Annotated in this window: 19 protein-coding genes; 7 read left to right on the top strand and 12 right to left on the bottom strand. The window is 36.7% G+C overall.

Going from position 1 to position 20,566, the window contains the following annotated elements:
- Positions 1 to 219: 219 nt before the first annotated feature.
- Positions 220 to 438: a hypothetical protein gene (locus tag ACTNDN_RS19870; RefSeq protein ID WP_251629026.1), complete on the bottom strand. Its 219-nt coding sequence runs from the start codon at positions 436 to 438 to the stop codon at positions 220 to 222.
- A 535-nt stretch (positions 439 to 973) separates the two neighbouring features.
- On the opposite strand from ACTNDN_RS19870, the gene ACTNDN_RS19875 reads away from it, so the two are divergent.
- The 5 genes from ACTNDN_RS19875 (at position 974) to ACTNDN_RS19895 (ending at position 7,948) form a co-directional block, all read left to right on the top strand.
- Positions 974 to 2,371, top strand: coding sequence for a cytochrome ubiquinol oxidase subunit I (locus ACTNDN_RS19875; protein ID WP_396953887.1), 1,398 nt, complete (start codon positions 974 to 976; stop codon positions 2,369 to 2,371).
- Positions 2,364 to 3,380 carry a cytochrome d ubiquinol oxidase subunit II gene (gene cydB, locus ACTNDN_RS19880; protein WP_031537709.1) on the top strand — a complete coding sequence of 339 codons (1,017 nt, stop codon included), beginning with the start codon at positions 2,364 to 2,366 and terminating at the stop codon, positions 3,378 to 3,380. The genes ACTNDN_RS19875 and cydB overlap by 8 nt, the downstream gene beginning before the upstream one ends.
- On the top strand, positions 3,380 to 5,080 hold the full coding sequence (gene cydD / locus ACTNDN_RS19885; RefSeq protein ID WP_251629024.1) for a thiol reductant ABC exporter subunit CydD: 1,701 nt from the start codon (positions 3,380 to 3,382) through the stop codon (positions 5,078 to 5,080). Before cydB ends, cydD begins: the two co-directional genes overlap by 1 nt.
- 12 nt (positions 5,081 to 5,092) lie before the next feature.
- The gene (cydC, locus tag ACTNDN_RS19890) at positions 5,093 to 6,826 is read left to right on the top strand and encodes a thiol reductant ABC exporter subunit CydC (protein ID WP_251629022.1); all 1,734 of its coding nucleotides are present in this window, start codon (positions 5,093 to 5,095) and stop codon (positions 6,824 to 6,826) included.
- Between the two features lie 198 nt (positions 6,827 to 7,024).
- Entirely contained in the window at positions 7,025 to 7,948 is a 924-nt protein-coding gene (locus ACTNDN_RS19895; protein ID WP_441131930.1) for a DMT family transporter, read from the top strand.
- A gap of 56 nt (positions 7,949 to 8,004) precedes the next feature.
- Here the strand turns inward: ACTNDN_RS19895 and ybaK are convergent, their stop codons facing one another.
- Positions 8,005 to 8,481, bottom strand: coding sequence for a Cys-tRNA(Pro) deacylase (gene ybaK / locus ACTNDN_RS19900; RefSeq protein WP_031537701.1), 477 nt, complete (start codon positions 8,479 to 8,481; stop codon positions 8,005 to 8,007).
- Between the two features lie 153 nt (positions 8,482 to 8,634).
- Between ybaK and ACTNDN_RS19905 the strand changes: the two genes are divergently transcribed.
- Positions 8,635 to 9,357 carry a class I SAM-dependent methyltransferase gene (locus ACTNDN_RS19905; protein WP_235251733.1) on the top strand — a complete coding sequence of 241 codons (723 nt, stop codon included), beginning with the start codon at positions 8,635 to 8,637 and terminating at the stop codon, positions 9,355 to 9,357.
- Positions 9,358 to 9,392: 35 nt separating this feature from the next.
- On the opposite strand, the gene ACTNDN_RS19910 is transcribed toward ACTNDN_RS19905, so the two are convergent.
- The 5 genes from ACTNDN_RS19910 to ACTNDN_RS19930 form a co-directional block, all read right to left on the bottom strand.
- Entirely contained in the window at positions 9,393 to 10,301 is a 909-nt protein-coding gene (locus tag ACTNDN_RS19910; RefSeq protein WP_109768781.1) for an NAD(P)/FAD-dependent oxidoreductase, read from the bottom strand.
- A gap of 154 nt (positions 10,302 to 10,455) precedes the next feature.
- Positions 10,456 to 11,784, bottom strand: coding sequence for a 6-phospho-beta-glucosidase (locus tag ACTNDN_RS19915; RefSeq protein WP_031537696.1), 1,329 nt, complete (start codon positions 11,782 to 11,784; stop codon positions 10,456 to 10,458).
- Between the two features lie 226 nt (positions 11,785 to 12,010).
- A complete protein-coding gene (locus tag ACTNDN_RS19920; protein WP_031537695.1) occupies positions 12,011 to 12,469 on the bottom strand; it encodes a threonine/serine exporter family protein in 459 nt (152 codons plus the stop codon).
- 15 nt (positions 12,470 to 12,484) lie between these two features.
- The gene (locus ACTNDN_RS19925) at positions 12,485 to 13,249 is read right to left on the bottom strand and encodes a threonine/serine exporter family protein (protein WP_048717417.1); all 765 of its coding nucleotides are present in this window, start codon (positions 13,247 to 13,249) and stop codon (positions 12,485 to 12,487) included.
- 534 nt (positions 13,250 to 13,783) lie between these two features.
- The gene (locus tag ACTNDN_RS19930) at positions 13,784 to 14,110 is read right to left on the bottom strand and encodes a MerR family transcriptional regulator (RefSeq protein WP_016202571.1); all 327 of its coding nucleotides are present in this window, start codon (positions 14,108 to 14,110) and stop codon (positions 13,784 to 13,786) included.
- Positions 14,111 to 14,360: 250 nt separating this feature from the next.
- On the opposite strand from ACTNDN_RS19930, the gene ACTNDN_RS19935 reads away from it, so the two are divergent.
- Positions 14,361 to 14,498, top strand: a complete 138-nt coding sequence (locus ACTNDN_RS19935) for a hypothetical protein (protein WP_192840934.1) — start codon at positions 14,361 to 14,363, stop codon at positions 14,496 to 14,498.
- A gap of 324 nt (positions 14,499 to 14,822) precedes the next feature.
- Here the strand turns inward: ACTNDN_RS19935 and ACTNDN_RS19940 are convergent, their stop codons facing one another.
- The 5 genes from ACTNDN_RS19940 to chbG all read right to left on the bottom strand — a co-directional run bounded on the left by ACTNDN_RS19940 (position 14,823) and on the right by chbG (position 20,561).
- The gene (locus ACTNDN_RS19940) at positions 14,823 to 15,809 is read right to left on the bottom strand and encodes an ABC transporter permease (protein WP_441131933.1); all 987 of its coding nucleotides are present in this window, start codon (positions 15,807 to 15,809) and stop codon (positions 14,823 to 14,825) included.
- Positions 15,806 to 16,747 (bottom strand): ABC transporter ATP-binding protein, encoded by a 942-nt coding sequence (locus ACTNDN_RS19945; RefSeq protein ID WP_251629018.1) that lies wholly within the window; start codon positions 16,745 to 16,747, stop codon positions 15,806 to 15,808. The genes ACTNDN_RS19940 and ACTNDN_RS19945 overlap by 4 nt, the downstream gene beginning before the upstream one ends.
- A 255-nt stretch (positions 16,748 to 17,002) precedes the next feature.
- The gene (ald, locus tag ACTNDN_RS19950) at positions 17,003 to 18,139 is read right to left on the bottom strand and encodes an alanine dehydrogenase (RefSeq protein ID WP_031537689.1); all 1,137 of its coding nucleotides are present in this window, start codon (positions 18,137 to 18,139) and stop codon (positions 17,003 to 17,005) included.
- Between the two features lie 163 nt (positions 18,140 to 18,302).
- Positions 18,303 to 19,544 carry a helix-turn-helix domain-containing protein gene (locus ACTNDN_RS19955; protein WP_031537688.1) on the bottom strand — a complete coding sequence of 414 codons (1,242 nt, stop codon included), beginning with the start codon at positions 19,542 to 19,544 and terminating at the stop codon, positions 18,303 to 18,305.
- 315 nt (positions 19,545 to 19,859) lie between these two features.
- A complete protein-coding gene (gene chbG / locus ACTNDN_RS19960) occupies positions 19,860 to 20,561 on the bottom strand; it encodes a chitin disaccharide deacetylase (RefSeq protein WP_031537685.1) in 702 nt (233 codons plus the stop codon).
- Positions 20,562 to 20,566: the final 5 nt, after the last annotated feature.

Raw genomic sequence — 20,566 nt, forward strand, 5'->3', positions numbered from 1 at the left:
GCAGATTTTCTTGCGACTTCCGCATTTTTACTTGCAACTTTCTCAACTTACTTGCGACTTTAGCTGCTTTTCTTGCAGCTTCTGCAACTTTACTTGCCACTTCCGCATTTTTACTTGCGACTCCCTCAACTTACTTGCTACTTCTGCAACTTTTCTTGCAACTTCTACAACTTTTCTTGCAACTTCTGCAACTTACTTGCGACTTCTACAACTTACTTGCTACTTCTGCAACTTTTCTTGCAACTTTCTCAACTTACTTGCGACTTCCACATCTTTACTTGCCACTTCCACATCTTTACTTGCGACTTCCGCATCTTTACTTGCGACTTCCACATCTTTTCTTGCGACTTCCACATCTTTACTTGCCACTTCCACATCTTTACTTGCGACTTCCGCATCTTTACTTGCCACTTCCACATCTTTTCTTGCAACTTCCAAATTTTACTTGCAACTTCCGCATCTTTCCTTGCAACTTCCACATCTTTCCTTGCAACTTCACAACTTACTCGCAAACTCCCACCACTTTTCTCGCCACCGCTACTCTTTCACCATTCTCCTTATTTACCAACCAACTAGCCTCTCTGTTTTCCTTCCCTCCTTACCATTCCTACTAAACCCACTCTCGTTTTTGTCATTTCTGTGAACGAATATGTGAACATTTTTCAAACAATGAGTGAAGTTTACCGCAAACAATCAAAATTTCATTATGATATATCTATCATTCACCTAAAGGGGACGATCGGAAAAAGAAACCTGTTAAAACCTTTCACAACAATGTTTATCGACGTTTTTCATCATCTAATTACATAGGATGATCATCAAGAAAATAACAATTTTATCTGTTATTCAAGCTTCCTATTTAGCATGCAGCTTATTCCTATTCATCTTATGCAATGATTTTTATCGCTTTTGCGCACAATAAGATTCACAATTTTATTCAAAAAACCAAAAAAAGGAGGAGAAATCCTTGGATATGATTTTTCTATCACGTTTGCAATTTGCTTCAACGACCATTTTCCACTTTCTTTTTGTTCCTATTTCAATCGGTTTAGTATTTATTATCGCAATCATGGAATCTTTTTATGTGAAGACAGGAAATGAAGAATACAAGAAAATGGCTAAATTTTGGGGCAAATTATTTTTAATCAACTTTGTTATCGGAATTGTTACAGGAATTCTTCAAGAATTTCAGTTTGGAATGAACTGGTCTAATTACTCTCGTTTTGTTGGTGATGTTTTCGGTGCACCACTTGCAATTGAAGCATTACTTGCATTCTTTATGGAAAGTACCTTTATCGGATTATGGATATTCGGTTGGGATCGCTTATCGAAAAAAGTACATTTGGCATGTATTTGGTTAACTGCATTTGGAACAACTATTTCTGCCTTCTGGATTCTAGTAGCAAATAGTTTTATGCAACGGCCAGTTGGTTTTGAGATTAATAATGGTCGAGCAGAAATGAATGACTTCTTCGCACTTATTACAAACGGCCAGGTTCTTGTCGAATTCCCTCATACCGTATTTGCCGCATTAGCTACAGGGGCATTCTTAGTATGTGGAATTAGTGCGATTAAATTATTAGGAAAAAAAGATGTAGATTTCTTTAAGAAATCCTTTCAAATCGGTATTACAGTCGCCTTAACTTCTACATTCTTAACACTTGTTGCAGGGCATGCTCAAGCACAATTTTTAGTAGAAACACAACCAATGAAAATGGCTGCTAGTGAAGGATTATGGGAGAACAGTGAAGATCCAGCACCTTGGACTGTTTTTGCCAATATCGATGTAGAAAATAAAGAAAATAGTGCCGAACTAAAGATTCCTTATCTATTGAGCATTCTTTCTTATAACACATTAGATGGAAGTGTGAAAGGGATGAATGAGCTTCAAGCAGAGTATGTTCAGGCATATGGGGACGGTAATTATATTCCTCCAGTCAAAACTACTTTCTGGAGCTTTAGAATAATGGTTGCAGCAGGAGTAGCAATGATTCTCCTCGGCATCTATGGCGTATTTTTAGCATGGAAAAAGAAATTAGTGGCTAAGCCAAATAAATGGTTCTACCGTTTGATGGTTGCAGGGATATCTCTTCCTTTTATTGCAAATACTTCCGGATGGATTATGACGGAGATTGGCAGACAGCCGTGGACTGTTTTCGGATTAATGACAACAGAAGATAGTATTTCTCCAAGTGTTTCAGCAGGTCAAGTATTATTCTCTATTATTGCATTCTGTACGATCTATGCTGTATTAGGTGCAATCATGGTTTATCTATATGTAAAAGTTATTAAAAAAGGGCCATACATGATGGAAAAAGAAGATGCAAAAGTTACGAATGACCCGTTTGCGAAGGAGGGTTTCCATGCTTGAGTTAAATGTCCTTTGGTTTATTTTAGTCGCGGTTTTATTTATCGGATTCTTCTTTTTAGAGGGGTTTGATTTTGGTGTCGGAATGTCAACAAAACTATTAGCAAAAAACGATGTAGAAAAACGGATTCTCATTAATTCGATTGGTCCTTATTGGGACGCTAATGAAGTGTGGTTAATTACTGCAGGAGGTGCCATGTTTGCAGCCTTCCCTCATTGGTATGCTACAATGTTCAGCGGATTTTATACACCACTTGTAGTTGTTTTATTAGCACTGATTGTTCGGGCCACAGGGTTCGAATTCCGTGCAAAAGATAGCCATCCAACATGGAAAAAAACCTGGGATGTTTGTATTTTCTTAGGTAGTTTCCTTCCTCCATTATTATTTGGAGTGGTATTTGCTTGTTTCATGCAAGGTTTGCCAATTGATCAAAATATGGAATTAAAAGCAGGCTTCTTTGATGTTGTAAACTACTATACATTAACAGGCGGTCTTACTGTCCTTGTCCTATGCCTTGTACATGGATTAGTATTTACCACATTACGAACTGTTGGTGATTTACAAGAAAGAGCACGTAACTTAGCACAAAAACTTTTACCTTTACTAGGTATCTTATTAACATTGTTTTCTGCCCTAACGTATATCAAAACAGATATTTTCGAAGAACGTGGCTTAATCCTTTCCTTTATCTTCTCTTTAGGGGTTATTGCCTTTGTAGTTGGTGGATTCTTTATTTCTCGAAAAATGGACGGCTGGGCTTTCGGAATGACTGGTGCAGTTATCACTTTATCCTTTGCCTCTATTTTCATCGGCTTATTTCCTAGAGTAATGGTTAGTTCGATAAGTGATGCTTTTAGCTTAACGATTCAAAACGCAGCTTCCGGTAACTACTCTTTAAAAGTAATGACGATTGTGGCTTTAACTCTTCTGCCTTTTGTTTTAGGCTATCAGATTTGGAGCTATATTGTATTCCGGAAACGTATTACTGAAAAGTCCCATTTAGAATACTAATGGATAAAAATCTATTAAAACTTAATGGAATCAAGCCGATTCTTGTTCTTATTGGAATATTAACAATTGTAGAAGGAGCTGCTATTATTCTGCAGGCCAAATGGCTTGCAGAAATAATAGCCTCTTTATATAACGGAAACACCTTTCAAGAGCAGTATGTAAAAATCATATTGTTCTTATTAGCTTTTTTAGGCAGACACTTCTTGCACACGGTTCAACAAAATATCGCGACATCGTTTGCTAAAAAAACAAGCAAGGAGCTACGTTTTCATTTAATGCAAAAACTATTCGAGCTTGGGCCAAAATACACAAAAAAACAAGGCAGCGGGAACATTGCGACCCTTGTCCTTGAAGGCGTAACTCAATATAGAACCTACTTGGAACTTTTCTTACCAAGAATGCTTGCTACAGGGGTTATTCCTGGCATGATTATTCTATTTGTATATTGGAATGACTGGCTCTCAGGTGTAATCCTAACAGTTACAATGCCGATTTTAATCGTTTTTTTAATACTTGTTGGCATGGCAGCTAGCAGTCAAATGGATCGCCAACTAGCAACATACAAAGTCCTATCCAATCATTTCTTAGACTCATTAAGAGGGTTAGAAACACTTAAATTTTTAGGAAGAAGCAGACAGCACAGTGAAAAAATCGAAAAGGTTAGTGAACAATATCGGGGAGCAACGATGAAAACATTGCGATTAGCGTTTTTATCCTCTTTTTCCTTAGACTTCTTTACGTCCCTTTCTGTTGCAGTTGTTGCTGTTAATTTAGGTTTGCGCTTAATAAATGGTGAATTAGTGTTATTGCCCGCCTTAATGATTCTTATTTTGGCACCAGAATTCTTTCTACCCGTGCGGATGGTTGGAGCAGATTTTCATGCAACATTAGACGGAAAGGAAGCTGGGGAAGCAATTCAACAAATCATTCAAATTCCAACACCTGAACAAGGAACTGGTCCATCCATTTCTCTAGGTGACAAACCATCCCTTGCCTTTCATAACGTTGCATTTCGACACCGTCCAGAGGAAGCAGTAACTTTAAAAAATCTCTCATTTATGATTGATGGATATAAAAAAATTGGCATTGTCGGTGAAAGTGGTGCTGGTAAGTCTACTCTTATTGATCTGCTAAGCGGATTTTCAAACCATTGTAATGGGACCATTTCTTTAAATGGCGATGTTATTCCTAGTCTAATGGCAGATGAATGGAGACAGCTTACTACGTATATCCCACAATCTCCTTATATCTTTAGCATGACATTACGGGAGAATATTGCTTTTTACCATCCAGAAGCTACAGATGAAGAAATTATCCAAGCATTAAAAGCAACTGGTTTATATGATATTTTCACAACCTTCCCTAATGGTCTAGATGAAGTGCTAGGCGATGGGGGAAGGAATTTAAGTGGTGGACAGGAACAAAGAATTGCTTTAGCTAGAGCGTTTTTAACGAATCGAAAAATCATGCTGTTAGATGAACCTACTTCCCATTTAGATATCGAAACTGAATTTGAATTAAAGGAAACGATGCTGCCACTATTTAACGATAAGCTTGTTTTCCTTGCGACACATCGACTTCACTGGATGAAAGACATGGATTATATCTTTGTTATGAATCAAGGCGAAATTGTAGAAACAGGCACACATGAAGAATTAATGGTAGCCAAAGGTTACTATTATAAGCTATTACAGCAGTAAGGAGGAGCTCAGTTGAATGAAAACAAATGGATTTTCCCATTTCTAAAAGCAAATAAAAGCCGTATTACCTTCATACTTTTTTTGAGTATCCTTGCTTTACTTACAGCTGCGATGCTTACCTTTACGTCTGGCTATCTTATTTCTAAATCAGCCATTCCTGTTGAAAATATTTTGATGGTATATGTGCCGATTGTTGGTGTAAGAACCTTTGGTATTAGCCGAGCTGTGTTTAGCTATTTGGAAAAGTTAGCTGGTCATCATACCGTCCTACGTATTTTATCGAAAATGCGCTTAAAGCTCTACCAAATTTTAGAACCACAGGCTTTATTTTTAAAGAACAGATTTAAAGTAGGCGATATGTTAGGTATTCTTTCTGAAGATATTGAGAAGCTACAAAATATTTATTTGCGGACTATTTTCCCGACTTTTGCAACAATCGTAATGTATATCATTGTTGTCTGTGCGATTGGCATTTTAGATGTTCCTTTCGCTTTCCTTATGGCACTATATTTAGGATTGTTATTATTCTTTTTCCCTGTTCTTTCTTTAGTACTTATGCGCCAAAAACAAAGAGCATTTAAACAAAGAAGAAATGGACTCTATCAAAAACTAACAGATAGTATTTTAGGAATAAGTGATTGGGTGATTAGTGGTCGTTCCAAAAGCTTTATAAAAGAGTACGAAAAAGAGGAAGCGATTGTTGCAAAGATCAATCATCAGCTTGTTCAATTTACTCTTTGGCGCAACTTAGTTTCACAGGCAGTTGCTGCCCTTATTATCCTTTCTCTCGTATTCTGGTCTAGTCAACAATATGTAGAAGGAAATATACCTGTTACCTTAATTGCTGCTATCATTCTTGTTGCCTTACCAATTCTCGATGCTTTTTTAGTCGTATCTGACGCGTTTGAAAAGCTGCCTGCTTATCAAGATTCTCTAGCCAGACTTAGAAAGCTAGAAGTACCTATACAAAAAAAGGCACCTAATCGTGTAGCAATCGAAACGGATCAGGTGGATATTCAGGTAAATCAAGTTTCTTGCCGCTATGATCAAGAGCAAGCATTTTCTCTATCAAATGTAAGCTTGGACATTCCACAAGGAAAAAAAATAGCCGTAATTGGACGAAGTGGTGCTGGTAAGTCGACCTTATTAAAATTAATACAAGGAGTTATCGAGCCAACAGCAGGTAGTGTAACATTTAACGGAGAATCAGCTGCTTCCTTTCAGGCAGATACTTCTTCCATTATTTCTGTACTAAATCAAACACCTCACCTGTTTGCTACGACGCTCCGAAATAATATTTTACTAGGTGTAGAAGAAGCGACAGAGGAAGAACTGGCAAACGCCATTAAATTGGCACAATTAGAGGATTTGGTTTCCTCTTTATCGAACGGCTTGGATACTTTTATGGAGGAAACTGGGCAACGCTTTTCTGGCGGAGAGAGACAAAGAGTAGCATTAGCAAGAATTTTGCTACAAAAAACTCCTATTGTCCTTATGGATGAACCAAATGCGAGTCTTGATCCAAAGACAGAAAAAGCATTACTTAATACAATCTTTTCCTCATTAAATGGAAAAACGTTGATTTGGATTACCCACCATTTAGTAGGTGTGGAAGAAATGGATGAAATCATTTTTATGGATCATGGCGAAATTGTTCTAAGAGGAAGCCACAAAGAACTTCTTGAAACAAGTAGTCGCTATCAAAACCTGTATGCCTTAGACCATCCAGATTTTCATCTATCATAATGGGAGGCGATTTTCTATCGAAGATCGCCTCCCGTTATGAAAAGAAATGGATGAAAACTACTCCGAATAAACGATCAATTCCCTATTTCTTTTAGACCCCAAAGATGTAAGAACAAAATATACTTTTCTGTATATTCAAACTTCTATATTTTTTATATAATAGGAACAAAATCTATTACGACAAAAGAGGAAATATAAATGAAACGAAAGTCTATTGGGATATTCCTTGTTCTAACTGCCGCTATTTCATGGGGAGTTTCTGGCTCTGTAGCACAATTTTTATTCACTCACAAGCAATTTAGCACTGGCTGGCTTGTGTGTATTCGCCTTCTTACTAGCGGTGCTTTACTACTGCTTTATTTAGGCTTAACAAGTAAAACAGACATATGGGGTATTTGGAAAAGAAGAGCTAGCGTGGTAAATATACTTATTTTCGGACTGCTGGGAATGGCTGGAGTTCAGTTTACTTATTTTGCTGCGATAGAAAGCAGCAATGCAGCAACAGCCACGTTATTGCAGTACTTAGCACCTGTCCTTATTATTCTTTATACTGCTCTTATCAGAAAAACTATCCCTCCCTTTCAGCATATAGTTGGAATCATTACTGCTTTATTAGGGACCTATTTACTAGTATCTGCTGGGATTTTTTCGACCATTTCCATTAAACCTGAAGCTTTAGCCTGGGGATTAAGCTCTGCCTTCTTTCTTGCCCTGTACACCTTACAGCCTGCTCAGTTGTTGAAGGAATTCGGCTCTACAGTGGTTGTCGCATGGGGAATGATCCTTGGTGGTTTTGGAATGTCGTTTTTCTATCCGCCTTGGAAGACCGGAGATGGGATATTTACCTTATCTTCTATCCTAGCAATTGTATTTGTCATATTATTTGGTACTTTGATCGCCTTCTTCTGTTATTTAGAAAGCTTAAAGCATTTGGAGGCAGCGGAGACTAGTTTGCTATCATGTGCAGAGCCATTATCCGCAGCATTCCTTGCCGTTATATGGTTAAAGGTTCCATTTAATATATATGAATGGATAGGCGCTTTTTTTATTTTAACCACCATTTTATTGCTTTCTCTTAAACGTAGAAGCACAGAAAGAGAATTAGCAGAGAAGCCGATTTAGTAAAGTTATAGGCTCAAGCACAGAGATTAGTTAAGTGCATGAGCCGAACCATTTCCTCAATGAATAACCTCTTCCACCTTTGCATCTGTAACCTGGATTAACAGCTCAACAGCTATTTCGATTTGAACACCAATCTTTCCGCCACTAACAATGATCGCAGATTGCTTGTCCGCACTTTTATCTAAGATGGTTTCATACTTTTTCTTCATACCAATTGGTGAACAGCCTCCCCGAATATAGCCAGTTAACTTTTGAATATCCTTCACTGCAATCATTTCGATTTTTTTAGCCTTTACTACTTTAGCTGCTTTTTTTAAATCAAGCTCTGCTGCAACAGGGATAACAAATACATAAACTCCCGAGCCACCATCTTTCACCACAAGTGTTTTGTACACCATTTCTATTTCTTTGTCAATCTTGCCCGCAACGGAAACGCCGTCAATTTTCCCATCCTTATTGTCATATGTATGAATACTGTATGGAATCTTTTCGGCGTCCAATATTCGCATTGCATTTGTTTTAGTAATAGCCATGTATTCTCTTCCTTTCCCCACTAAGTGTAAATTCTTCCCTTATTAAACCTTATCATAATAAAGTGAAAAGGAGTGTTAAATAATCTCGAACCAATGCAGCTTATTCCTCATATAGTATGGAAAAGTAGAAATTGACTTGTTGGGAGGAAAAAGATGAAACCGACCTATCAAGATGCCCTAGCTTATTTTGGGGTAAGTGGTGCACATCCAGGTGGATTAACGTTAACAAAGTTCTTATTAGAGCAGGAAAAAATCACCGAAGAAACAACACTCCTAGATGGCGGCTGTGGTACTGGCCAGACAGCTGCCTATATAAAAAAGAATTACCCTTGTTCTGTAACAGGTATTGACTACCATCCCACTATGGTAAAAAGAGCAAATAAACGTTTTGAAAAAGAGCATATTTCCATCCAATTAGTTCAAGGCAGCTTAGAAAAAATGCCCTTTCCTTCCGATAGTTTCGACATTATATTAGTAGAATCCGTGCTTATTTTTACTAATTGCAAAAACTCTCTTGCCGAAATCAAAAGAGTGCTAAAACCTGGTGGTGTCCTTCTTTTGGTAGAAATGACAGCTGAAAGAGCTCTTTATGCAATGGAACACCAGAATATGTGTGAAGTATATGGGATTGAGAAAGTTTATACAGAAAAGGAATGGATCAATTTGATGAAGGAAGCAGGATTCCCAAAAGTAGAAGTAACGCTTGGCCACTCTGTTTTTTCTCATATGATGACAGGAATGGAACCAGAGGACGAAGCAATCGATACATCTGTGCCTGTTAATATGCAGTTAGAAGGAAAGCTGATGGATCACTCCTATATTCTTTATACGTATGGAAATATAATCGGCTACCGTGTATATCGAGCTAGCCTTTAAGAAGGAAGAGGTTCTCCTATTTAAGAGACCTCTTTTTATTTTCCACCCTCTTGTAATAAAGCTTTATGAATCCAAATAGCTGCTTGTGAACCCTCTCCCATTGCGATTGTAACCTGTTCAGAATGGGCAACTACATCTCCTGCCGCCCAAACCCCATCTATATTCGTCATTTTCGTGCGCGGATTTACGATAATGTGATTATTTGCCATTATTTCAACTCCTAAAGGAACTGCAAGGTCTGATTTTACTTTATTCCCACCAAATGCAATAAAACTAGATTGTGCTTCTATTTTCTTTCCATCCTCTAATTCATAGCTCTTTATTTGGGAATCATCTGCTATCACTTGTTTTATTTTTGCTGTAAAAATAGGAATATTATTTGCGGCCAATTGCTTTTCCAATTTTTCCTCTACCGCTTCTCCCCCATGGTTAATGTATAGAATATCCTTTGTCCAATACATTAAAGTCATTGCCATATTTGCGCCAACATTTCCGTTACCGATTACGATTGTTTTCTTATCCTTTACTTCATAGCCATCACAATCTGGGCATAAATAGACACTTACTCCTAGACAAGGATACAATTCAGGAAAGGGAGGTATATTATCCATTACTCCTGTTGCAATCAAGATTTTTCGAGAACGAATAATATCTGTTTCTGTTTGAGCAGTAAAATAATTCCCTTCTTTTTTTATAGCCATAACAGTACTTTTAATAAACTTTACTCCTAAATTCTCTGCATGTTTTTTTCCTAAGCTTCGCAATTCATCACCACTTATGCCATCTGGATAACCCAATATATTATGATAGCTTTTACATAAAGTAGAGCGACCATCTTCTGCATCGATAATAAGCACTTCATGGTTATATCTTCCTAATTGAATTGCCGCCTGTAATCCAGCAATGCCACCGCCAATAATAATGCAATCAAAAGTTCTGGTCATCTTCATGTCCCTTCTTTCCATTCAATGATTTCTTTAGTTTTTACGGGGAATTGATTCTTATTCTTCCTTCCCTAATCGATAAGGGCGAATTTACATATACAAAGGAAAAAATGGCTATATAAGCGGTTGCCCGAATATATAGCCATTTTTTCTTTTAGTAAATTACTTCTTCTTTGAAGAATTGTGGTAGGTGCTCTTTATGTGCCTCTAGCATTTCATCTAAAATTTGTTTTGCTACTTTATCAGATGGAAGCAATGGGTTGATTGTCATTGCTAGCAATGCTGTGTGATAATTTCCGGTCACTGCCGCTTCTGCCGACACCCTTTCGAAGGATTTAATTTGTTGAACCAGTCCGCGTACTGCTACAGGTAAATCGCCAATAGCAATTGGCTTTGGTCCATCTCTCGTAATAATACTGCTAATTTCTACTGCTGATTCATCTGGAATACTAGCAATTGCCCCATTATTTATTGTATTCACTGGTTGAATGTCTCTTCTATCGTTATACATCGAATCAATAAGGCTGCAAGCAGCATCACTATAGTATGCTCCTCCTCTTTTTTCTAGCTGCGGTGGTTTTATCGCTAAATTTTCATCTTTATAAAGCTCAAATAGTTCTTTTTCTAATTGCTGAACTACTTCAGCACGAGTACCTTGTTCTGCCGCCTCTTGTAACTCATTTTGAAGCATTTCTGCTTGTTTATAATAATAACGATGATATCCGCAAGGAATAACCCCTAACGCTTTAATAAAATCTGGTTCCCAATCGATGGCTGCAATATTTTTCATCGTATCACTCTTATGCTTCGTCATTTCCTCTAAAAATACTTGCGTAATATTCTTGCCGTCTAAGTATACATTTAGCCCAAATACCATGTGATTTAACCCCGCGAAATCTACATGTACCCGGCTAGATTCTACTTCTAAAAGCTTTGCAACACCCATTTGAATAGAAATCGGCACATTACATAGCCCAATGATTCTCTTCCAGTTGCTATGGCGAAGAACTGCTTCTGTCACCATTCCTGCTGGGTTTGTAAAGTTAATGAGCCAAGCATTTGGACAAAGCTCTTCCATATCCTTTACAATATCCAAAATAACCGGAATTGTTCGTAAACCTTTAAACAATCCTCCTGGACCATTTGTTTCTTGGCCGATTACATTATATTTTAATGGAATTCTTTCGTCTTTTGCACGAGCAGCAAGCAAACCAACACGAAATTGTGTTGTAACAAAATCAGCATCCTTAAGCGCTTCTCTTCGATCTAATGTTAGATGAATATCAATCGGTACTCCAGCCTTTTGCACCATTCTTTTTGCCAAATTCCCTACAATATTTAGCTTTTCTTCCCCTTCAGGAATATCTACTAACCATAGTTCACGAACAGGTAACGAATCATATCTTTTAATAAAACCTTCTACCAATTCAGGTGTGTAGCTCGAACCTCCGCCGATGGTAACAATTTTAACTCCTTTTCTCACAACCGATCGCCTTCTTCCCTTTATTTTTGCAATCCCTTACAAATTTAACAGCCCGCAAGTGTTTTTTCGTATACAACGTTACCTTCTAACCCATTTTAAGTAAATAGAATCAGGATCTTTAGGACTTTTTCACACAGAATGGAACGTGTTCCAAAATAGGAACACTGTGTTTCAATAAAGATTAGAAGGAATATTTTATACAAAAAAGGAGCTGAATAAAGGTCATTTACACCTTATTTAGCCCCTTCTTCCGAGCATGCGCCCTAAATATTAATTGATTGATAACTTCTGAAAACATTAGTCCCATTGCAATGGAACCAGATATTAAACATACCTTCGCTGCAAGACTAACAGCTACATAATAGTCATTCTCTACAAAATGACGCATCGCATTATAGGCTGCTCCTCCGGGTACTAATGGAATAATCCCAGCAACACTAAAAATAATCACTGGAGATTTGTAAACTCTAGCAAACAGTTGACTTATAACCGCTACAAGAAAGGAACCCGATAACGCTGCTAGCACCTCATTATGATAAAAAAATACAATTGCCCAATAGGCCATCCATCCAAGCATCCCTATAAACCCACATTGGACTAATAGCTTTCGAGGAATATGAAAGATAATTCCAAAGCCAAATGTCGCAACAAAGCTAGTGATTGCCTGTGCAAAAAATTCACTCATTTCTATTTCCTCTCCTTAAAAAACCAAAAATGCAACAGCAATTCCTGAACCAATAGCTGTAGCGGTTAAAATCGCCTCCGCTCCTTTTGAGATACCAGATACTAAATGTCCAGCCATCAAATCCCTTACTGCATTTGTTATGAGCAAGCCTGGAACAAGAGGCATCACAGACCCAATAATAATCTTATCCACTTCCGAGCCAAATCCAGTCGAAACAGCAAGAAAAGCAACCACTCCAATCACGAAAGCGGCAGAGACTTCAGCAAAGAACTTTATTTGCAAGACTTTGTGAAAATACAAGGAACACAAGAACCCTAGCCCACCTGCTATAAATGCTGGAATAAAATCTCGCCAAACACCATCGAACATGATTAAAAAACAGCCACTTGCAATAGCTGCGGCCATTACTTGAAACAAATCAGAATACGTACATTTTTCATCTTCTACATCTTTCAATAAATGATATGCTTCATTCATGCCTACCGTCCCCGTACTTATTCTACGAGATATATCATTTACTCGAACAACCTTTTCTAAATTAGTAGTTCGCTCAATAATGCGATTTAATTTTGTCTTTGTTGGTTCTTCTCCTTCTAACGATAAGATAATGCCTGTTGGCGTAACAAAGCAATCGGAGTCTTTCACCCCATAAGCAGTGGCAATTCTTGTCATCGTATCTTCCACCCGATGTGTTTCTGCACCATTCTGTAACATGATACTCCCTGCTAATATGCAAATCTCCATAATGTCGTATGTTTTTTCCACCGAAATATATGTCATACTATCTCTCCATTGAAGAAAAGCATTGGCACCACTTTAACAGACAATCGCTGTAAAAATAAAAGATAGCAAACTGGCCATAAAATACAAATAGGAACAGCTATTGTCTACATCTATGTATGAAAGATCAATTACGTTTACATGTCATTTGGTGCAAAGCAATTCTCATAAAATTTACATCCAAGTCATTCTATCGGGATGTTTTTGTAAAAATAAATGTTGTTCAATGGGCCTACATATACTGCCCTTTTAGTTGGCCTATGCATTTAGCATGCTCCGCAATACTTCATAATATTTTCTATCGAAACGACACTTATCTTTTAGAATAATCGTGTACGCTAAAATATACTTTTGGATCTTTATCAACAAATTACAGTTTATATGAAATATGGTTATTTTATCAATATTTGAGCAGAATTAAAATGATGGAATTTTTACAGAGAAGAAAAGGAAGGTGAAAAAATTTTTTTCCAAAATAAAAAGTCCATTATCGTATTAAAATGGACTTAACAAAAGGACATATATTCGTTTTCACTAATCGTTCTGAATCCCAAATCTCGCATTAATTTGACCACGAAGCATTTGTTTTTTTATTTTGCGCTCTTCTTCTTCTTTGTTCTTTTTCATAATTTCTTGTCTGATTTCGTGTGTACGAACGCCTTCTTCTCGTTTATTAGCAATCTCTATGAGTCTTTCTACATCGGAGAATGAATATTTTCGATTTCCTCTTTCTGGCCTCTCTGGAAAAATTAATTTTCTTTGTTCATAATATCGAATCTGCCTTTCTGTTAAACCAGTTAGTTCACTTACGACACCAATCGTTATTACCTTTCTTTTCTTATAGGATGGCTCATGATCCATTACATCTCACCTCATGAAGTTAAATATTAATCTCTCTTATTTTAATTATAATACTTTTCAGATAAAACAGAACACTATTTGTTATATTTCCTAACACAAAAATCAAAAAATAGGTAAGATTTCCTTACATTTTTAATGATTTTTTATTTATTTTCCGTTAAAATGCTAAATGTATAAACTATTACTTGAAGTTCTTTGCAAGGAATAGGTATTAGGTATTATTTTTATGAACGGAGAGGAGCCTTCTTACATGATAACCAAAGAAGCAGTTGATTTAGCTAAAAAGATTGTGGAGCTGGATCTTATGAGAGACGAGATTTGGGAACACTTAGCAGAGGTTGCTGGTGAACACGCCCACGAACTTCTTCGAATGGTTCAAAATAGCTAAATAAACTGTATAACCTTCACAATTCATGTTCTTTATATATGGGGATCTCCAAACCAAACAAGGTTTATGAGACCCCCATCTTTTATTTTAGCGTTTTATTTAGACTCGAATCTGCTCCGCATTAAATTTTTCCGCTTCACTTCCATAAACTTCTCCAACCAAGTGATATTTCTTCCTATCTGCTGTTAATAAATCTAACATCATTTTATAAGAATACTTCCATTACTGCAAGTGAACGTTTGAATTTTTTTAATACTCTAACAAAAAAAGGCCATCTATCCTAATTCCCGTAAATGCAGGATTGGAATAGATGACCATTATTAATTAAATACTAACATCTTTCTTTTGGAAAAACCAAAAGGTGATTATCATAAATAGAGCATAATAGATAAATAGGATACCTAAAGAGGCTGGCATCGTTATTGTCTCGATTATTTTGTCCTGGAATAGGAAAATGGTTTGATCCAAATGTGGGAATGGCAATACTTTTAACCAAGCGTATTCTGTCGCTAACATTTGAATAATCTGACCAATTGTTGAGGAAACAAACAACACAAACACCCCGACCCCAACAGCTATCGCCTGATTCTTAAATAATGTGGATAGCATAAAGGACAAGCTTAATACAAGCATTAATCCAGGCAAGTAATAAAGAATCATTTTCAAAAATAGCGTTCCACCATTTGCGATGATTTCACCACTCTGCCCCATAACACGCACATTATCCCCAAAGCTTCCTATGCCAAAGAATGCTATGCTTATCAAGTACCCGACAATCATTAAAAAGACAATTAAACTGGCGGTATAAATTAATACAGCAATATATTTGGACAAGAGAATTCTCCAGCGTTTATGTGGTCTAATAAGTAATTGCTTAATTGTTCCATCAGAGAATTCAGAGGATACACTTCCAGCGCAAATAATTACCACAAATAAGGTAATTAAAGATTTCATTCCAATAACCATTCCGTTCATATTTGACCAAGCGGTTGTATAGGGACTAACATCATTCTCTAAATTAGTTTTATAATCTTGAATGTTCATTTCAATTGATTCTTTTGTATCTTCCCAATCAAAAATTCCTTCACTGTTCATTAATTCTTCTTCCGTCTTCGCTGTAGGCAATTTCTTTTCAAGCTTTGTTATTTCTGACTGGACTGCTGCACGCCAGTCATCCCCTTTATATTGCGGAGTCATTTTCATCTCTAGAACACTTCCACCAATAAGGGCAATTATTAGTATAATAGGGAATATCCAACTGTTTTTCTTTTCCCAAATCTTGATTAATTCATTTTGTACTAACCCAATCATTTTATTTCCTCCTCTCGCTTCTGATTGGTAATTTCTAAGAAACGGTCTTCCAACGTTGCTTTTACTACATAAATTCCGTATACAGCAATTTGATTTTCAACAAACAGCTTATTTACTAGCGGAATCACTTCTTTAGCCACCTTCACGACCAACGCACTATCTTTTCGAGACATAACATCTACTTTCATTCCACTACTTGCAAGCAAATCAACAGCTTTTTCTAGTTCCTCTATTTCAAACGTTACTTCTCTTACACTTACTTCTTCCTCCGAAACTGTTTCGTCCATATTTGAAATATGAATTAACTTTCCTTTTTCAATAATTGCAAACCGATGACACATTAACTGCATTTCCGATAAAAGGTGGGAAGACACTAAAACAGAAATTCCTTCCCTTGCTAATAAATGCAAATAATCTCGAAACTCCCGAATCCCTTGTGGGTCTAACCCATTTGTTGGTTCATCTAAAATCAGAAGAGCTGGTTTATGTAATAATGCCTGTGCTACTCCAAGACGCTGTCTCATGCCCAGCGAATAGGTTTTTACTTTTTGATGGATGGCATTTTCTAATCCTACTAATTTAATAACTTCATTGAAGCGATCTTCGGTTATTGATTCCTTCGCCATCCTGGCATAATGCTTTAGATTCTTATATCCACTCATATATTTATAGAACTCTGGGTTCTCTACAATTGCCCCTAAGCTGCTCATTGCTTCTGAAAAGTTATTATCAAGATTATAATTATCAATAACAACACTACCATTTGTTCTATTAATCAGACTAACAATCATTCGGATAATGGTTGTCTTCCCTGCTCCATTAGGTCCTAACAGCCCAAATATTTCTCCTTTTTCAACAGAAAAACTCACATCATCAACAATATTCCTACCTTTGATTCTTTTTGTAAGATTTTTGACTTCCAATGCATTTAAGCTCATCTTTTTCTCCCTTCTATATCATCACTATAAACCTCTTTCGCTCCCCATAAGATGTATTACTACACATTTCTTTTACTAATACGATTTTTACTAGAAAAAGTTTCAATTAATTGAACTTTTTTGGAAAATATTTACCCGCAAAAAGTATTGCCTTTCTCCCACTCTCATTGTAATTTTCCTGAAACCATCTAAAAAAACCGCTCTCCCTTGTTTTTTAAAGGAGAACGGTTGTGGATAAGCTTCCATTTATTTTGTTCAGACAGTTGCTGTTGATAAATTATTAATAACTTCTTGGACAGGTGTATAGTCATAGCCAAGATCTGTTGCTACAGGAGCATAGGTGATTTTTCCGGCAAATGTATTTACACCTTGTTTAATAGCATAATTACCCTCAATTGCTGCTACTGCTCCCAGATTTGCAATTTGAAGTGCGTATGGCATTGTTACGTTCGTCAAAGCAATTGTAGATGTTCTTGGAACCGCACCAGGCATATTAGCAACAGCATAATGCACAACTCCATGCTTCACATAGGTAGGATTATCATGTGTTGTAATATGATCTACTGTTTCGAAAATTCCTCCTTGGTCAATTGCCACATCCACAATAACAGAACCTGGCATCATTTTCTTGACCATTTCTTCCGTTACTAGTTTCGGTGCTTTTGCACCTGGAATTAATACAGCACCAATTACTAAGTCTGCATTCACAACTGCGTCTTCAATATTCGCAGGGTTAGAAATTACAGTGCTTAAGCTTGCACCAAATTGATTATCTAATTCTCTTAATCTTTCAGGATTTAAGTCTAATAACGTTACATTTGCTCCTAATCCAATCGCTATCTTTGCAGCGTTCATCCCAACAATACCGCCACCAATGATTGTTACATTTCCCTTTTTCACACCAGGAACGCCCGCTAATAAGATTCCTTTTCCTCCATGCGGCTTTTCTAAGAACTGAGCACCAATTTGGACAGCCATTCTTCCAGCAACCTCACTCATCGGTGTTAATAATGGTAATTTACCATTTGCTTCTATCGTTTCATAAGCTATTCCAATTACACCGTTATCCGTTAAAGCTTTAGCTAATTCCGGTTCTGCTGCTAAATGTAAGTACGTAAACAAAATAAGTCCTTTACGGAAATACTGGTACTCGGATGCTAATGGTTCCTTTACTTTTATAATCATTTCTGCTGTATTCCATACTTGAGCTGCTGAATCGATTATTTTCGCACCTGCTGCAGCATATTCTTCATTTGTAAAGCCACTTCCGAATCCTGCATTTTGTTCTACTAAAATTTCGTGGCCACCATTTTTTAAATAAGACACACCGGAAGGAGTAATTGCGACCCTATTTTCATTGTTTTTAATTTCCTTTGGGATACCAATAATCATCAGAATTCCTCCTTGTTATAAAATCTAACATATTTTGTTAGATATCTTATTAATATAATAGGACGAATTCTGAAAATTATCTTTGTTAAAATTAATGAATCAAAAACTACTCCTTTGTGAAAAAACACAAAGAGAAAAGAGGACTGGTTGTCGTGCCCAATCGCTATTCTTTCTGCCAATGCATTAATTTTAAATCTAAATAGATCATAAACTTTTGATTAGGCATTGATAAATCAACTTCCATAATTTCTACCATCCGCTTTAAACGATATGCAAGCGTATTGGGATGAATATGCAGACGAGCGGCAGTCTTTTGTATATTTTCACTTTCATCTAAATATGCTTCTAGTGTTGCTAATAATTCTGTATTATGCGCTTTATCATATTCTTTTAGATTTCGAATAGCGATATTTTCCGATCCATCCTGCCTTCTCTTTTCTAAAAGGATATCTAAAAACTGATAGATACCTAGTTCTTGATAATGGTAAAACTCACCTGCCTCCTGAGGAAATTTCTCTCGCACCTCTAAAACAGTTCTCGCCTCTCTGAAACTTTTTGGTACATCTCGATACTGTTTGTAAACTCCCCCAAAGGTACCCTTCACTTCTTTAATAGAAAATCTGTCTTCTAAGTTTTGCTGAAAACTACAGATGAATTTTGTAAAACAAGCAATTGAATTCCCGTTATCCTCAAGAGGTGTTGCCAAAATAACTAATTCATTATCTTCAATAGTTGAGAAGGAAATTTTCACATCCTGGGATACTTTCAGTAGATAAAGTATATGCTTTTCTATTTCCTTTGTAATCATTTTAGAAAACGGGAAAATCATCACCGTAAAACAAGCTAAGGAAGGCACCCCCATTTCCTTTAATTTTTCGTTAACGTCCGTCTCTTTCACATATCCCGTTAACATCCTCCAAAAGAATTCTTGATTATCCTGTAAAGTAGGGGTTTTGCTTGTTGTAAAACGGGACAAAAGATGCCGTGCTACCGATGCCGCGTTCTCTAAAAACCCCATCTTTTCCTCCGTTAAGGGGGTTCCCATTTCGATGGCCCAAATATATCCGATTACCTCATCCCCTCTCCAAATGGAAACAGCAACCCGGTTTCCAAGACCAATATCCTCTTTCCCCTTAATCCGAATTGGCTTTTTACTTTGAAGAAGCTGTGGAATCACTCCATCCTTCCAAAAGCGATTGATTACTTTCTCTGGAACTCTGCGACTAATAATGGTAGAAATTCTGACCATATCCGTTTCTTCGTCATGACTGCTGTATACTAACACACGATGATGGGGATCCTCCAACGTGATAGGACATCCTAATAGCTCACTAACATGATCTACAAAGCTTTCGAGGGAATCATACATATCCCTTCTAAACGGATTTCGCGGCTCACTTGTCATTCATCTACCCCTTTCCAAATAAACAATCTGAAATCGTTCATAACGTTATCTATATTTTATCTTGTTTGGAGGGCATTCAACAATAAGAATCTTTAGAAAAATACATAAACTAATTTTACCTTCGCTCCCTCTGCCACTTTTATAAAAGCTAACAAAGTTGTGTAGTCGAAGGATCGGTTATTTTCCATTAATGATCTTCTATTAGCTCCTTTAAAAGATTGGCTTGTTGTCATTAAATAGGGCGTTCTTATCAAATTACAAACCAAAAAAGACCTTTCAAAAGAGTGCTCCTCCTTCAAAAGGTCCTTGTTATTGCTATATTTTCTGTTTTATAGACTTTGCATCCATTAAAATCCTTGTTTCCTTGAGCCTTTGCATATTGTAAGAAGATTCCTTCATTAATGTTTCATCCAAATAAGCAGGATGGGTCATTATTTCGATGCTTTTTCCACCTTCTACTTGCTCATGTAAATTTTCAAAATAGCTATCCGTAACTCCATCACCATAAAAATCATCTAAAAAGACATCTGTTAATGTTTGAATATCCGTAAAATGAGTGCCTGCATTTCTTACAGGTAACCCGTATTTTTCTGAAAGCTTTTTTATTACTGGATAAAATTCTTTTATTCCATGCACATGATGATGACTATCTAAATGTGATGGAGTAAGATCGGCATCAAAGCATTTTTCAATTTGCGCTGTCCATTCTCTTTCTAGATCATCCAAGCTTATTGAAACCGGATTTTTGTAAACAAAGATTTGCTTTTTAAAATTCCCCGCTTCATCTATAAGGCTTGGAACATCCTCTAAAAGCGGCCTTCCCCATGTTAACACAAGATGGACACCTACCTTTAAAGATGGTGTATCTTTAGCTAAGGAAATGGCATGCTTTGTTGCCTTTGCATTCATCATCATCGTTGCAGACGTAACAAGTCCCTTGAGATGGGCATCAATGATTCCATAGTTAACTCCTCGACTAAGACCGAAATCATCTGCATTAATAATCACTTTTGTCATGGATT

Origin of the sequence: Niallia sp. HCP3S3_B10 (genome assembly GCF_052064465.1) — a bacterium.
In the GTDB taxonomy this organism is placed as follows: Bacteria; Bacillota; Bacilli; order Bacillales; family Cytobacillaceae; genus Niallia; species Niallia hominis.